Source organism: Arthrobacter sp. Y3223151 (assembly GCF_059091125.1).
Genome location: NZ_JBNHGI010000006.1, coordinates 83386 through 96278, shown reverse-complemented (window position 1 = coordinate 96278; position 12893 = coordinate 83386). Strand labels below are relative to the sequence as shown.

General features: G+C 69.6%; 14 protein-coding genes. 5 read left to right on the top strand and 9 right to left on the bottom strand.

Features of this window, described 5'->3' with window-relative positions:
- Positions 1–34 precede the first annotated feature (34 nt).
- Complete coding sequence (sepH, locus tag AC5RUP_RS10545) at positions 35–1468, bottom strand: septation protein SepH (RefSeq protein WP_494155054.1); 1434 nt, start codon at positions 1466–1468, stop codon at positions 35–37.
- A gap of 323 nt (positions 1469–1791) precedes the next feature.
- Between sepH and AC5RUP_RS10540 the strand changes: the two genes are divergently transcribed.
- Positions 1792–2094 (top strand): DUF4193 domain-containing protein, encoded by a 303-nt coding sequence (locus AC5RUP_RS10540; RefSeq protein WP_493987423.1) that lies wholly within the window; start codon positions 1792–1794, stop codon positions 2092–2094.
- 49 nt (positions 2095–2143) lie between these two features.
- Here the strand turns inward: AC5RUP_RS10540 and AC5RUP_RS10535 are convergent, their stop codons facing one another.
- Complete coding sequence (locus AC5RUP_RS10535; RefSeq protein ID WP_494155095.1) at positions 2144–2650, bottom strand: DUF3093 domain-containing protein; 507 nt, start codon at positions 2648–2650, stop codon at positions 2144–2146.
- Positions 2651–2841: 191 nt separating this feature from the next.
- Here AC5RUP_RS10535 and dut point away from each other — a divergent pair, with 191 nt between their 5' ends.
- The 4 genes from dut (at position 2842) to AC5RUP_RS10515 (ending at position 5274) form a co-directional block, all read left to right on the top strand.
- Positions 2842–3306 carry a dUTP diphosphatase gene (gene dut / locus AC5RUP_RS10530; RefSeq protein WP_493999514.1) on the top strand — a complete coding sequence of 155 codons (465 nt, stop codon included), beginning with the start codon at positions 2842–2844 and terminating at the stop codon, positions 3304–3306.
- Between the two features lie 116 nt (positions 3307–3422).
- Positions 3423–4148 (top strand): DUF3710 domain-containing protein, encoded by a 726-nt coding sequence (locus AC5RUP_RS10525; protein ID WP_494158524.1) that lies wholly within the window; start codon positions 3423–3425, stop codon positions 4146–4148.
- Positions 4141–4488, top strand: a complete 348-nt coding sequence (locus tag AC5RUP_RS10520; protein ID WP_494093040.1) for a hypothetical protein — start codon at positions 4141–4143, stop codon at positions 4486–4488. Before AC5RUP_RS10525 ends, AC5RUP_RS10520 begins: the two co-directional genes overlap by 8 nt.
- A 3-nt stretch (positions 4489–4491) precedes the next feature.
- Positions 4492–5274 (top strand): DUF3159 domain-containing protein, encoded by a 783-nt coding sequence (locus AC5RUP_RS10515; RefSeq protein ID WP_494131357.1) that lies wholly within the window; start codon positions 4492–4494, stop codon positions 5272–5274.
- 1 nt (position 5275) lies between these two features.
- Here the strand turns inward: AC5RUP_RS10515 and AC5RUP_RS10510 are convergent, their stop codons facing one another.
- From AC5RUP_RS10510 to AC5RUP_RS10480, 7 genes are all read right to left on the bottom strand, one after another.
- Positions 5276–5959 carry a potassium channel family protein gene (locus tag AC5RUP_RS10510; RefSeq protein ID WP_494131358.1) on the bottom strand — a complete coding sequence of 228 codons (684 nt, stop codon included), beginning with the start codon at positions 5957–5959 and terminating at the stop codon, positions 5276–5278.
- Positions 5956–6630 (bottom strand): potassium channel family protein, encoded by a 675-nt coding sequence (locus tag AC5RUP_RS10505; protein WP_494093442.1) that lies wholly within the window; start codon positions 6628–6630, stop codon positions 5956–5958. Before AC5RUP_RS10505 ends, AC5RUP_RS10510 begins: the two co-directional genes overlap by 4 nt.
- 129 nt (positions 6631–6759) lie before the next feature.
- A complete protein-coding gene (locus AC5RUP_RS10500) occupies positions 6760–8265 on the bottom strand; it encodes an FGGY-family carbohydrate kinase (protein WP_494158523.1) in 1506 nt (501 codons plus the stop codon).
- A complete protein-coding gene (locus AC5RUP_RS10495; protein ID WP_494155084.1) occupies positions 8265–9521 on the bottom strand; it encodes a sugar ABC transporter permease in 1257 nt (418 codons plus the stop codon). Before AC5RUP_RS10495 ends, AC5RUP_RS10500 begins: the two co-directional genes overlap by 1 nt.
- Complete coding sequence (locus AC5RUP_RS10490; protein ID WP_494158522.1) at positions 9518–10462, bottom strand: ATP-binding cassette domain-containing protein; 945 nt, start codon at positions 10460–10462, stop codon at positions 9518–9520. The genes AC5RUP_RS10495 and AC5RUP_RS10490 overlap by 4 nt, the downstream gene beginning before the upstream one ends.
- 68 nt (positions 10463–10530) lie before the next feature.
- Positions 10531–11640, bottom strand: coding sequence for an ABC transporter substrate-binding protein (locus AC5RUP_RS10485; protein WP_494154992.1), 1110 nt, complete (start codon positions 11638–11640; stop codon positions 10531–10533).
- A gap of 59 nt (positions 11641–11699) precedes the next feature.
- Positions 11700–12710 (bottom strand): NAD(P)-dependent alcohol dehydrogenase, encoded by a 1011-nt coding sequence (locus AC5RUP_RS10480; RefSeq protein WP_494158521.1) that lies wholly within the window; start codon positions 12708–12710, stop codon positions 11700–11702.
- Positions 12711–12893: the final 183 nt, after the last annotated feature.

Here is a 12893-nt window from a genome sequence, read left to right as displayed (position 1 = left end):
ACCCCGCCGGGTCCCGGCCGCCGCCGGCCGCTGGTCAGTCGTGCTTGGTGCCGAAGACGATCTCGTCCCAACTGGGCACGCTGGAGCGCTTCGGTTTGATGGAGCGCTTGGGCGGTTCCGGCGCCGGATCTTCCCGCACCGTGTCTTTGTCCCCGGGTTCGGGATCGGCGGCGGTCTCCGCCCCGGCCTGCGCCGGACGGGCCTGGTCCGCGGCCGCTGCGCTGCCGTTTTCTGCGGTTTTCAGCGGTGCTGTGGAAGGGCTGACGAGCTCAATCCGGTCGTCCACCGGGGCGCCCGTTTCCTGCGCGCCGCCCGTCGCCGGGCCCGCGTCGGCCTCTTCCGCGGTAAGGTCGCCGTCCTCGCCGCGGACGCCGCCGCCCGTTCCCGCAGCCGGCTCGTCCCGCAGGAAACCGGGCGCGCCGGAGAGCGTGATTTCGTGCGTGTGGGTGCTGATCCCGTGCCCCAGCTCCAGCGAAGAGACCGCGCCGTCGTCGTAGGCCGGGGCCAGCGTCAGCGGGAAGCCGGCACGCGGCCGCGCGCCGGGGTCGTCGCCGGAATCATCCGCTTCCCCGAACGAGTCGCGCGGGTGGGCCGCCGGAATCGGACCGTGGGTGAGCATCAGGGCCAGCGCGTCGTCGGCATCTTCGTCGACGCCCAGCCGCTGCCCGCGCCGGGAGCGCAGCACCTCCAGCAGCTCTTCCGACTCGGACGACTGCCCGTCGTCCTGCCCGTCGTCCTCTTGCCCTGCCGGCTCGAGGTCCGGGTCCGCGCCGGTGTCGGCTTCGAAGTCGAAGACATGGTCGGTGACGGCCTTCAGCCGGCGCCCGGGGACCGGGCCGTCCACGGTTTCGAGCTCGCTCAGCTGCTGCGCCCACCGGTTGGCGTTCTGGATGGTGCGGCGGGCCGCATGGAACACCCAGCGGGCGGGCGGTTCTTCCCCGATGGAGTCGGTGGCGGGAGCCGCCGGCGCGGTGAAGGATGCCACAACTTCCCACGTGCCGTCGCTGCGCCGCCAGGAATCCCAGTTCATCGATTCCGGGTCGATGCCGAAGGCATGGATCCGGTGGTCCACCATCTCTCCCAGGGTGGCGGGCTCATCGCCGAAGGCCGACCGGTAGCCGTCGTGGCCGGGCAGCGGGCCGGCGACTTCCACCTTGCGGGCCTGCTCGACGATGTAGTGGCGCTCGGCGAGCACCGGGCTTTCGTAGCGCCGGATCCGCTGCAGGTCGAGGCCGGATTCGGCCGCGACCTCCTCGGCCGTGGCGCCCGCCCGGATGCGCGCCTGGATCTCGCGGGGGGACATACCGGCGTCCGACGGTTCGCCGGCCCCGGGAGCGCGCGTTGTTGTCGGTCGGAAGACCGCTGTGCGCAGGGCTTCGTCTATGGCCAGACGGTAGTCGTCCCCACCTGCGCTCAACAGCAGATGTTCGCCATCCTCATGGACACCCACCAGCCGTAGATCCTGCATGAAAACCCTCCACCAGACGACACTTTATGCCTGAAACTCTGCCACCCATACCGGGCTTTTCCTATTGTTTTCGCAGGTGTGGCGCGGTGTTTGTGGCCAAGGTCGCCCCGATCGGGCGCCCCGTCCGCAGGCGGCCGCGAACGCCCTGCAACCCCTGGGTTTGGCAGGCGCACCGAAATCGGCAAGAATCTTCGCGTCACGGGCACAAAATCGACGGCGAACGCGTTGAGCCTGTGCACAGATCGTCAGGCATGGGCTTGTGTCCCGGAACCGGGGGTCTGACGTGAAACTGGACCGGACCACCGGAGTGGGAGCAAACAACAATGGCCACTGACTACGACGCCCCGCGGAAGCCCGACGAAGAGACCCACGAGGAGTCCATTGAAGAGCTGAAGTCGCACCGGCGGACCGACACGCAGTCGGCCGTCGTCGACGAGGACGAGGCCGAGGCGGCCGAGGGGTTCGAGCTGCCCGGCGCCGACCTCTCCGGCGAGGAACTGCTGGTCCGCGTACTCCCGGCCCAGCAGGACGAGTTCACCTGTGCCTCCTGCTTCCTGGTCCGCCACCGGTCGCAGGTGGCCAAGGAGAAAGACGGGCTGCTCTACTGCCGGGACTGCGAGGGGTAGCCGCCGGCACCACGGGGCAGGGCGCCGCCGGGGCTGCCCCGCGGGTCCGCTAGGACGCGTCCGGGGCGGGGCGGTTCAGGGCCGCGGCGAGTTGCTGCGGCCGGCGCGTGGAGGCGATCCAGTAAGGGGTCAGGTCCGTCTCGTCGGTGATTTCGATGGTGACCACCGGATCGATCCAGCCGCGCATGCACATGTAGGCGGTGCCGTTCAGCTTGGGGCCGCGCTGCTCGGTGGCGGCCTCGCCGGTGAACGCTTCCACCCGCCCCACGTAGCGGCGCTCGATCTGGGCGCGGCCCACCTGCAGGATGGTGTCGGTGACCAGGATCCGCGGCGTGGAAGCGATCAGCAGGACGGCCAGCAGGATGGCGGCGACGACGGCGCCGATGATGCCCGCGGTCATGCTGATCGGTGCCAGCATGACGATGACCGCGGCGGCGGTGCCGGCGGCGATGAGCCAGACCCAGAAATTGGGCCACAGCCGCTCATCGAAGTGGGTCACGGAGGAAGGACCGCCGGCGGGACCGGAGCCGCCTGCAGGGGTCGCGGGTTGTGTCATGGACTCAGCTTTTCACCTTTTGACAGGCATTTCACCTTGCTCCCGGCGGGCCCCCGGAAGCCCGCCCGCCCGCGGGCGCCACGGTTGAAAACGCGCTAGAGTGATGTGCGGAATATCTCAGCGGGCCAGGCCCTTGGCGGCCGCAGTCTTCCCGCCGCCACATCCGCAATCGCAAGGACAAACGATCACGAGTGCAGCAGACAACTGAAACGCTGACGGTCCAGCTGAAAATGCTCGACGACGGACTGGAACCGCCCGCCTACGCCCACCCGGGGGACGCCGGGGCCGACCTGCGGAGCCGGATCGATTTCCGGATCGCCCCGGGGGAGCGTGTTCTGGTGCCGACGGGCGTGGCGCTGGCGCTGCCGCACGGGTATGTTGCCTTGGTCCACCCGCGCTCCGGGCTGGCCGCCAAGCACGGACTGACCATCGTCAACGCCCCCGGCACGGTGGACGCCGGTTACCGGGGCGAGATAGCGGTCACCTTGCTGAATACCGATGCCAGTGAAACGCTCACGTTCAAGCGGGGGGACCGGATCGCGCAGTTGGTCATCCAGAAGGTGGAGACGGCCGCGTTCGAACGCGTCGCCGAGCTCCCGGATTCGACGCGGGGGGCCGGCGGATTCGGATCCACCGGAGGGTTCGGCGCCGGTTAGTTCCGCACCCTCGGTGCGGCGGGCACGCACGCGCGCCTGCCCGCCGCAGCAGGCACCCCCTCAGCGCAGACATTGAGCTACCCGGTGCAGGACCGGAGGAAGAGGAATCTCACGTTATGGCATTTGGGCGTTCCAAGAAGAGGAACCAGAACGACGGCGAAGGGCAGGAAGCCGCCGCGGCCGCACCTGGCGAGGACGCCACCCGGCCGGCGCCGGACAGCGGTCCCCGCCGCAACGGCCCCTACGACGACTCCGAGCAGGACACCGGTAACGGCTACCTGGACCTGGGTGCGCTGAAGGTCCGTCCCCGGGAGGGCCTGCAGCTGCGGCTCGAGGTCGAGGAAAAGTCCAAGCGGGTGGTTGCGGTGACCCTGGACCTGGCCGGTTCCAACCTGCAGCTCCAGGCATTCGCCGCGCCGAAATCCGAGGGGCTGTGGAAGGAAATCCGCACCCAGATCGCGAGTTCCGTGGGTTCACAGGGCGGCACCGTCCAAGAGATCGACGGACCGATGGGCACCGAGGTGGTGGCCAAGCTGCCGGCACAGACCGCGGACGGGAAGCAGGGCTTCCGGGTGGCCCGCTTCCTCGGCGTCGACGGGCCGCGCTGGTTTCTGCGCGGCGTGATCGGCGGACCCGCCGCGCTGGACCGGGCCAAGGCCGCGGACCTCGAGGAACTCTTCCGCTCCACCGTGGTGGTCCGGGGCTCGCAGCCGCTGCCGCCCAAGGACCTGCTGCAGCTCAAGATGCCCAAGGGCGTCCCGGGCCAGCCGCAGCCCGCGGCGCCGCACCACCCCGGCCTGACCGCGCCCGAGCGGGGCCCGGAGATCACCGAGATTGGCTGACCGCTCCCGCGTCCATCGCCGCTCCGCGGACAGCCCCATCGCCCGGCTGCCCGAGCGCGGCCACGTCGCCGCCACCGGGTTGGTTGAGGCGATCACCATCGCGCCGCCGGGGCAGCCGCCGCGGTTTTCCGCCGTCGTCACCGACGCGGGCCAGCAGGAGCCCGGCAAGTCCCGCGACGGCGGGCACCCGCGGGTCCGGCTCATCTGGCTGGGGCAGCGCCGCGTTCCCGGCATCGCGGCGGGCATCCGGTTGGCCTTCGAGGGCATGCTGTTCAGGGTGGAAGGAACCGCCACCGTCTACAATCCTCGCTACGAGATCCTCAGCCCGTTGGAGAATTGACCCATGACAGATCAGCAGCCGGACTCCGGTCCGCACATCGTGCCGCCGCCGGGGGACGGGCAGCCGTCGGGAGCCCGTCCGGAACCGGCCCGGGAACCGGGCAACAGGCGCCCGGACGCGGCCGAGGCACTCGCCGGCGCCTACGCCGCAAGCGCCGCGGTGCACCGCACCGACGACGGACAGATCGACGTGCTGAAGACCGTCGGCGGCGTCCGCGGTCTGGCCGAGAGCATCCTGCCCGGCGTGATCTTCCTGGTGGTGTTCACCATCGGCCGGGAGCTCGGCCCCGCCCTGATCGGAGCGCTGGCGGCCGCCGCCGTCTTCACCCTGCTGCGCCTGGTGCAGCGCGGCACCGTGACGCAGGCCTTCTCCGGCCTGGTGGGGGTCGCCATCTGCGCCTTCGTTGCCAACAGCACGGGCCGGGCCGAGGACTTCTATGTCTGGGGCTTCATCACGAATGCCGCCTACATTCTGGTCATGCTGGTGTCCGTGGCCGTCAAGTGGCCGGTGCTGGGCCTGATCTTCGGGCTGATCCGCAGCGAGGGCACGGCATGGCGGCAGCAGCCGCAGCGGCTGAAGGCGTACACCATCGCCACCTGGATCGTGATGGCGGTGCTCCTGCTGCGGCTTGCGGTGCAGCTTCCCCTCTACCTGATGGGCGAGGACGGACTGGTGGCGCTGGGCACCACCCGCTTGCTCATGGGCGTGCCGCTGTACGCGCTGGGGCTGTGGCTGGCGTGGCTGGTCTCCCGCCCGGCCGCCGTCGAGGCGGGCCGGTCCGAGTGACCTAGTCTGCCGCCGCCGCGGCGGCGGGCCGGCCGGTCAGGACCGCACGCAGGTCGTCCTCCGCGGCGATGGTCGTGATGAAGAAGAGCTCGTCGCTGCCTTCCACCACGTCGTCAGGGCTCGGCGTAATCGGCGCGTCGTCGCGCAGGATGGCCACCACCGTCGCGTCCTGCGGCCAGGCGATGGAGCCGAGCCGCTGACCGATCAGCGCCGAGTCGGCGGGAACCGTAAACTCGACCATGGATGCGACGCCGCTCTGCAAGGTCAGCAGCCGGACCAGGTCCCCGATCTCCACGGCTTCCTCTACCAGGGCGGTCATCAGGCGCGGGGTGTTCACGGCAACATCCACGCCCCAGGAGTCGTCGAACATCCAGTCGTTCTTGGGGTTGTTCACGCGTCCCACCGTGCGGCCGACGCCGAACTCGCTCTTGGCCAGCAGCGAGACCACGAGGTTGACCTTGTCGTCGCCGGTGGCCGAGACCACCACGTCGGCTTCTTCCAGCCGGGCTTCACGCAGGGTGGTGATCTCGCAGGCGTCGCCGATCAGCCAGCGCGCGCCCTTCAGCCCGCTGCGGCCGATCACCTCGGGCTTCGGATCGATCAGCAGGATGTCGTGGTTGTTCGAGAGCAGCTCCCGCGCAATCGACGATCCGACGCTGCCGGCGCCGGCAATGACCACCCTCATTCGGACTCCTCCACGGGGGGCTTGGACAGGATCCTGTCGATTTCGAAGGTCGAATCCACCGCCATCATGGCGTGGACTATGTCGCCCTTTTGGTAGCGGGTGCCGCGGCCGGGCAGGATTCCCTCGCCGAACCGGGTCAGGTAGGCCACCCGGGCGCCGGAGGCGGCTTCGATCTCGGCCAGTTCCCGGCCCACCCAGCCGTCGTCCAGTTGCACCTCACCCAGGATCAGGCGGCCGGAGGCCTCGCGGAAGTCGCCCTTGATGCCCTGTTCGGGCAGGATCCGCCGCAGCACCTGATCGGCGCTCCAGCGCACCGCGGCCACCGTGGGGATGCCGAGCCGCTGGTAGATCTCGGCGCGGCCGGGATCGTAAATGCGGGCCACCACATGCGGCACGTGGAAGGTTTCGCGGGCCACCCGGGTGGCGAGGATGTTGGAGTTATCGCCGCTGGAAACGGCAGCGAAGGCGTAGGCGTTCTCGATGTCTGCGTGCCGCAGGGTGTCGCGGTCGAACCCGACGCCGGTGACCTTGCGGCCGGTGAACCCCGAGCGCAGCCGGCGGAACGCCCGGTCGTCCTGGTCGATAATGGCCACGCTGTGCCCCGAGTCCTCCAGGGTGTGGGCCAGCGTCACGCCTACGCGCCCGCAGCCCATGATCACAAAGTGCGCCATCCACGTCCTTCCGGCACCCGCTGCAACGCGGGAATCAAATGTACTGCAACCATAACGCTGAACCGGTCCATCGATGCCATGACCGGGGGTTCGAAACGGCGCCGGCGGCCGCGCGCCGGCCGGGACCAGCTACCCGGCCGCGGGCTCCTGCAGGGCCGCGAGCACGTGCATGTGCTCCCGGTTCGACGGGTAGAGGTGGCTGTAGGTGGCGTAGAGCTTTTCGTACAGCGGGGCCGTCGCCGGATCGGGACTCACGGTCGCCGCCGTGCGGGCCCAGTCCGTCCCGGCGGGCACGGCCCCGGTGCCGATGGCCGCGAGCAGCGCGTCCCCGTAGCTGGCGCCGATGGCCTGTTCCGGGACCAGCTGTTCGCGCCCGCTGATGTTGCTGACGATTTCCGTCCACAGCCTGGCCTTGGTGCCGCCGCCGACGGCCACGACGCGCCGGATCGGTTCGCCCGCGTGTTCGAGGTACTCCAGGATCTGCCGGATGCCGAAGCCGATGCCCTCATAGGCGGCACGGAACAGATGGCCGCGTCCGTGGCGCAGCGACAGGCCGGTGATCAGCCCGCGGGCGTCCGGGTCGAAGACAGGGGTCCGTTCGCCGGCGAAGTAGGGCAGCAGCAGCAGTCCGTCGGATCCCGGCGGCACCGCGGCGGCCTCCGTGATGAGCTGCTCGAACGGGACGCCGCCGAACAACCGCTGCAGCCACGTGGTCAGGCTCCCGGACGTGGACATCCCCGCCGCCAACGTCAGCGACCCCGGATCCACCCCGGCAGTGGTCCAGAGTTTGGGTTCGGACCGGAACTCCCCGAGGACCTGGACGAAGAACATGGTGGAGCCGTACATCAGCATGAGGTCGCCCGGCTGCCGCACGCCCGCGCTGAACGCCTCGGCCCAGGCGTCGACGGTGCCCGCGCAGACCGGCATGCCCTCCGGCAGCCCCGTCGCTTCGGCCGCCCGGCGGTGGACGCGGCCGCAGACTTCGGCCGGCCACGCCAGCCGGGGCTCCGGCAGGTGCCCGGCGACCGCGCCGTACCGGTCCGGATGCCACCGGTTGCCGCGAAGGTCGTAGAGCGGATCGCACTGGCTGGCCGTGTGGTGGTCGAGAACCAGCTCGCCGGTCAGCTTGGCCAGGACGAAGGAGTTCAGGCTGTGCCAGTTCCGGGCGCGGGCGAAGACCTCCGGTTCCCGGTTGCGCAGCCAGCGGAGCTTCGGTCCCACGGCCTGGGAGGACAGCACCTTGCCCGCCTCGCGAAAGATCTCCTCGGCACCAAACTCCTCCGTTAATTCGCGGATTTCGACGACGGCGCGCGCGTCGATCCCGTACAGGATCGCCGGCCGCAGCGGGGCCAGGTTTTCGTCCGTGACCACCAGGGACGGACCCATCGCGCTGACGCACAGGCCGGCGACCGCCCCGGCGTCGTTCCGGGAGAAGAGCTCCCGGCACAGCCGGACTACTTCCGCCCACGCCCCGCCCTCGGCGTCGAACTCGGCCCAGCCGGGCCTCGGGTAGCTGACCTCGTGCGCGACCGCCGCGCTGTCCAGCACCCTGCCCCCGGCGTCCGCCAGCACCGCCTTGCTGCTGCCCGTGCCGATGTCGATGCCCAGGAACATGTCGGTCCGGCGGCCGGCCACTAGGCGCGGCCGTGCGAGGTGCGGGACTTGCGGGATACGGCGTCGAGAATCACTGCCAACAGCAGCACCAGGCCGGTGATCATGTACCGGAACGAGGACTCAAGGTTCAACAGGGTGAGGCCGCTGGAGATGGACTGGATGACCAGGATGCCCAGGAGGGCGGAGAACGCCGAGCCCCGGCCGCCGAACAGGCTGGTCCCGCCGATCACCGCGGCGGCGATGGCGTTCAGGTTCACGTCCCCGGTGCCGCTGCTCTGCGCCGAGGCAGCCAGGCGACCGGCGGCCAGCATGCCGCCGACGGCCGCGAACGTCGAGCACAGGACGAAGATGGACACGTAGATGCGGTTGACGGCGATGCCGGCCCGCCGCGCCGCTTCCCGGTTGCCGCCGACGGCGTAGACGGAGCGGCCCCACTGGGTCCGGGTGAAGGCGTAGTGCATCGCCAGCACCAGGGCGGCGAAGAAGACGAACATCCAGCCGACGCCGCGGGCCTGGTTCAGGTACCACACCGCGAACAGGAGGATCACAGCCAGCAGGACCGTCTGCATCACGACCAGCTTCATCGGCCGCCCGGACAGGCCCGCCTTGACCCGCTGGCGGGAGAGCGTGAGCTGGCTGAGGAAGAAGCCGGCCACGCCGACGACCGCCAGCACGTACGACAGCCAGCCCGGCACGAAGGCCTGCTGGCCGAACCAGACCAGGAAGGAATCGAACGGCAGGTTGATGGTGCCCTCGACGCCGAGCACGAACAATTGCAGGCCGAGGAAACCGAGCAGGCCGGCCAGCGTGATCACAAAGGAGGGCACCCCGAACCTGGTGTACACCACCGAATAGACCAGCCCGATCGCTGCGCCCACCGCCATCGCGGTCAGGACCGCCAGCCCGATGGGCCAGTCCTGCTTGATGAAGGTGACGCCGACGATCGCGGCCGACAGGCCGCTGACGGAGCCGACGGACAAATCGATTTCGCCGACCAGCAGGACGCAGACGATGCCCAGCGCGATAACTCCTACGGCGGCGCTTTCCAGCAGCAGGTTGACCAGGTTGGCGCTGGAGAGGAAGAACGGGTTGAGCACCTGGAAGATGGACCAGATGACCAGCAGCCCGACGACGATGGGCAGCACGCCCAGGTCGCCGCCGCGGACCCGGTTGATTCCGACCTTGACGGCGCCCTTGAAGCCCTCGGTCCGGATCAGCCGTTCGTCCTGCAGGTCCGTGGCCACCGGAATGACCGGGGCGGCTGGATTCGTTGTCATGGTACGGTCCCTTCTTCCGGTGCTGCTGCCCCTGACCCCTGTCGGCCCGCGCTTCCGGCGGCCTGGCCGGGCGGGAGCGAGCCTCCGCCCGGGCCGCCCAGCCCGGCCCCCTCGGCCCCCGTGTCGGTTGAGGCCGCGCCGGCCGCTGCCGCCCCGGTCTGGGCGGCGCGCTGGGTCACGACGTTGTCCGTGGCGCCGGTGATGGCGGCAATCAGGTCGTCGGTCGAGACGTCCTTCATCCGGAAGGTGCCGTTGTTTTTCCCCAGCCGCAGCACCGCGACGCGGTCGGAGACGGCCTTAACGTCCTGCATGCTGTGGCTGATCATGATGACGGCGAGGCCGTTTTCGCGCAGCCGCTCCACCAGGTTCAGCACCTCCGCCGTCTGCGCCACGCCGAGGGCTGCGGTGGGCTCGTCGAGGATGATGAGCTTGGGGCTGCCGAGCAGCGACCGGGCGATGGCGACGGTCTGGCGCTGCCCGCCGGAGAGGGAGGCTACCGCGATGCGGACCGAGGGGATCTTCGCCGAGAGCTGGCGCAGCAGCTTCCAGGACTGGACCTCCATCTCCACTTCGTTTAACCGCCAGGCGCCCAGCTCACGGCCGAGGAAGAGGTTGTCGACGACGCTGAGGTTGTCGCAGAGGGCGAGGTCCTGGAACACCGTGGCGATGCCCAGCTGAATGGAATCCACCGGCGTGTGGATCGTCACGTTCTGGCCGTCGAAGTTCACGGTACCGGCGTCCTGGGGATGCACGCCCGCGAGGATCTTGACCAGCGTCGACTTCCCGGCGCCGTTGTCACCGACCAGGGCGACCACTTCGCCGGCGTGGACGTCCAGGTCAATATCGGTCAAGGCGGCAACGGCACCGAAGTGCTTGCTCACGCCGCGCATGGACAGGACCGGGGCCGCAGCCTCCGGCCGTTCCGCTGACACAGTTGACATGCTTCCCCTTCCCCTGGGCCGGCGGTACCGCGGGGGCCGCGGCACCGCCGGCGGCTGCCTTACTCGATTTACTCGATGCCGAGTTCGTCGCAGCCCGCCTTGTACTCACCGGTGCAGATCTCTTCAGGCTTGTAGATGCCGCCGTCGAAGATCACTTCTTTGACGTTCTCCTGGGTGACCACCGTCGGCACGAACAGCGCGGACGGGGTGTCGAAGAGCGTCGCGTCGGGTTCGGGGGTCTCGCCGTTGAGCAGCTGGACCGCCACCTCGGCCGACTTTTCGGCGACGATCTTGATGGGCTTGGAGATCGTGTTGTACTGGTCGCCCTTGATGATCCGTTGGATCGCCGCGACCTCCGCGTCGTTGCCGGTGACCGGCGGGAACGGCGAGACGCCGGCGGCCTTCAGGGCGGCGATGGAGCCGCCGGCCGTGCCGTCGTTGGCGGCCACGATGCCGGTGATGTCCTCACCGAACTGGGTGATCTGGCCGGCCACCCAGTCCTGCGCCTTCGACGGCTGCCACTCCGGGGTGTCGTACGAGGCGAGGATTTCGTGCTCGCTGGCCTCGACCGCTTCCGTCGCGCCCTCCTTGATCAGCTGCGCGGCCCGGTCCGTGGGGGAGCCGTTGACCATCAGCACCCCGCCGGTCTCTTCGCCGTCGGCGTCCAGCTTCTTCACCAGGTCCTCGGCGATGAGGCTGCCGATCTTCTTGTTGTCGAAGGAGACGTAGAAGTCCGCAGGCGTGTCCGGGACCGGCCGGTCGTAGGTGACAACCTTGATGCCCTGGCCCTTCGCGGTGTTGACCAGCGAGGCGGCAGCGGTGCTGTCCACCGGGTCCAGGACCAGGACCTCGACGCCCTGGGTGATCATGGCGTTGGCCTGCTGCTGCTGCTTGTTCGCGTCGCCGTCGGCGTTCTGGTACAGCACCTCGCAGCCGCCGCACAGCTCTTCGACCTTGGCCTTGAACAGCGGGCTGTCCTGCTGCTCATAGCGGGTCGAAGCGCGGTCCGGCATCAGGAACGCGATCTTGCCCTCGGCCTGGCCGCCGCCACCGCCTGCGGTCCCGCCGCCGCCTCCGCCGCCGCCTTCACCGCCGCCGCCGCCACCGCAGGCTGTCATGCCGGCTGCAAGAAAGAGGGCCGTGGTGAGGCCCATGATTCCCCGTGTGTTCTTGTTCATCGGAACTCCTCTTACTGGTGGCGTGCCGCGTTGCCGTTCGTGCGTTCCGGCATCCGCGGTCAGAGCCGCTGGGGGTAGATCATCGCCTTGAGCGATTCGGGTTCGGTGGAGGTGTTTTCCAGGGCGGCCGCGGTCTGCGGCAGCGAAAAGCTGTGCGTGACCAGTCCCTCCAGGTTGATCCGGCCGGAGGACACCAGGTCGATGCCCAGCGGCCAGGTGTTGTTGTACCGGTTCACCATCGAGATGGTGATCTCCTTCCAATTGAGCGTGGACAGCGGCAGCGGCACCTCCTCGGTCTTGGCCAGGCCGATGACGGCTGCCCGCCCGGCCTCGCGCAACCGGCCGAGCCCGGAGGCGAGGACGCCGCCGGCGCCCGAGCACTCCAGGAGGACGTCGTAGGTCCGCGCCGTGGGCGCGTCGCTCTTCTCCACCGCGAAGCCGTGGTCGCGGGCCACACCGAGCCGGTACTCGGAGATGTCCGTGACCGTGACGCTTCCCGCGCCGAGGGCCCGCGCCGCTTCGGCGGCAAGCAGGCCCACCGGCCCGGCGCCGGTGATCAGCACGTCGTCGCCGGCCTGGAGGTTCGCCCGCCGGCAGCCCCACAACCCCACGGACAGCGGCTCGAGCAGCGCGCCGTCCTCGTAGCTCATCGAATCCGGGATCGGGAAGTAGCAGCGGGCGTCCATGGCCAGGTACTGGAGCAGTGCTCCGTCGTAGGGCGGGGTGGCCAGGAATTCGAGGTTCGGGCAGAGGTGGTAGCGCCCCGCCCGGCACTCTTCGCAGCTGCGGTCCGGCGTGCCCGGCTCGACGGCCACCCGGTCGCCGACGCGCACGTTGCCGACGCCTTCGCCGACGGCGACCACCTCGCCGGCGAGCTCGTGGCCGAGGATGAACGGGCCGTCAACGACGAACGGGCCGATCTTCCCGTAGCGGTAATAGGCGACGTCGGAGCCGCAGACCCCCACGGCTTCCACCCGGATCACGGCCTGGCCCCGACCAGGCTCGGGCATGGGGCGTTCCTGAATCTCGATGCTGCTCAGGCCGGTCATCACGGCGGCGGCATTGCCCATCTAAGACTCCTTAGCGAGCAGTCACTGGGTCAAACGGCCCCGGACCCCTGAATGTGATACAACGCACATTCATACGCATATGCTAACCCCGGCGGCCGTGCCGCGGCTATGAAACTGCGGGGCAAAGGCCCCCCGGCCGCGCAAATTCCGGCCGGCAGTCTAGACTCTAAGCCGTGAAGATCC

Bases quoted from the DNA above. Each gene is read 5' to 3' on its own strand.
- AC5RUP_RS10480 (WP_494158521.1), bottom strand. From the start codon at position 12,710: ATGGGCAATGCCGCCGCCGTGATGACCGGCCTGAGCAGCATCGAGATT.
- AC5RUP_RS10525 (WP_494158524.1), top strand. From the start codon at position 3,423: ATGGCATTTGGGCGTTCCAAGAAGAGGAACCAGAACGACGGCGAAGGG.
- AC5RUP_RS10485 (WP_494154992.1), bottom strand. From the start codon at position 11,640: ATGAACAAGAACACACGGGGAATCATGGGCCTCACCACGGCCCTCTTT.
- AC5RUP_RS10535 (WP_494155095.1), bottom strand. From the start codon at position 2,650: ATGACACAACCCGCGACCCCTGCAGGCGGCTCCGGTCCCGCCGGCGGT.
- AC5RUP_RS10505 (WP_494093442.1), bottom strand. From the start codon at position 6,630: ATGGCGCACTTTGTGATCATGGGCTGCGGGCGCGTAGGCGTGACGCTG.
- AC5RUP_RS10495 (WP_494155084.1), bottom strand. From the start codon at position 9,521: ATGACAACGAATCCAGCCGCCCCGGTCATTCCGGTGGCCACGGACCTG.
- AC5RUP_RS10515 (WP_494131357.1), top strand. From the start codon at position 4,492: ATGACAGATCAGCAGCCGGACTCCGGTCCGCACATCGTGCCGCCGCCG.
- sepH (WP_494155054.1), bottom strand. From the start codon at position 1,468: ATGCAGGATCTACGGCTGGTGGGTGTCCATGAGGATGGCGAACATCTG.
- AC5RUP_RS10490 (WP_494158522.1), bottom strand. From the start codon at position 10,462: ATGTCAACTGTGTCAGCGGAACGGCCGGAGGCTGCGGCCCCGGTCCTG.
- AC5RUP_RS10540 (WP_493987423.1), top strand. From the start codon at position 1,792: ATGGCCACTGACTACGACGCCCCGCGGAAGCCCGACGAAGAGACCCAC.
- AC5RUP_RS10510 (WP_494131358.1), bottom strand. From the start codon at position 5,959: ATGAGGGTGGTCATTGCCGGCGCCGGCAGCGTCGGATCGTCGATTGCG.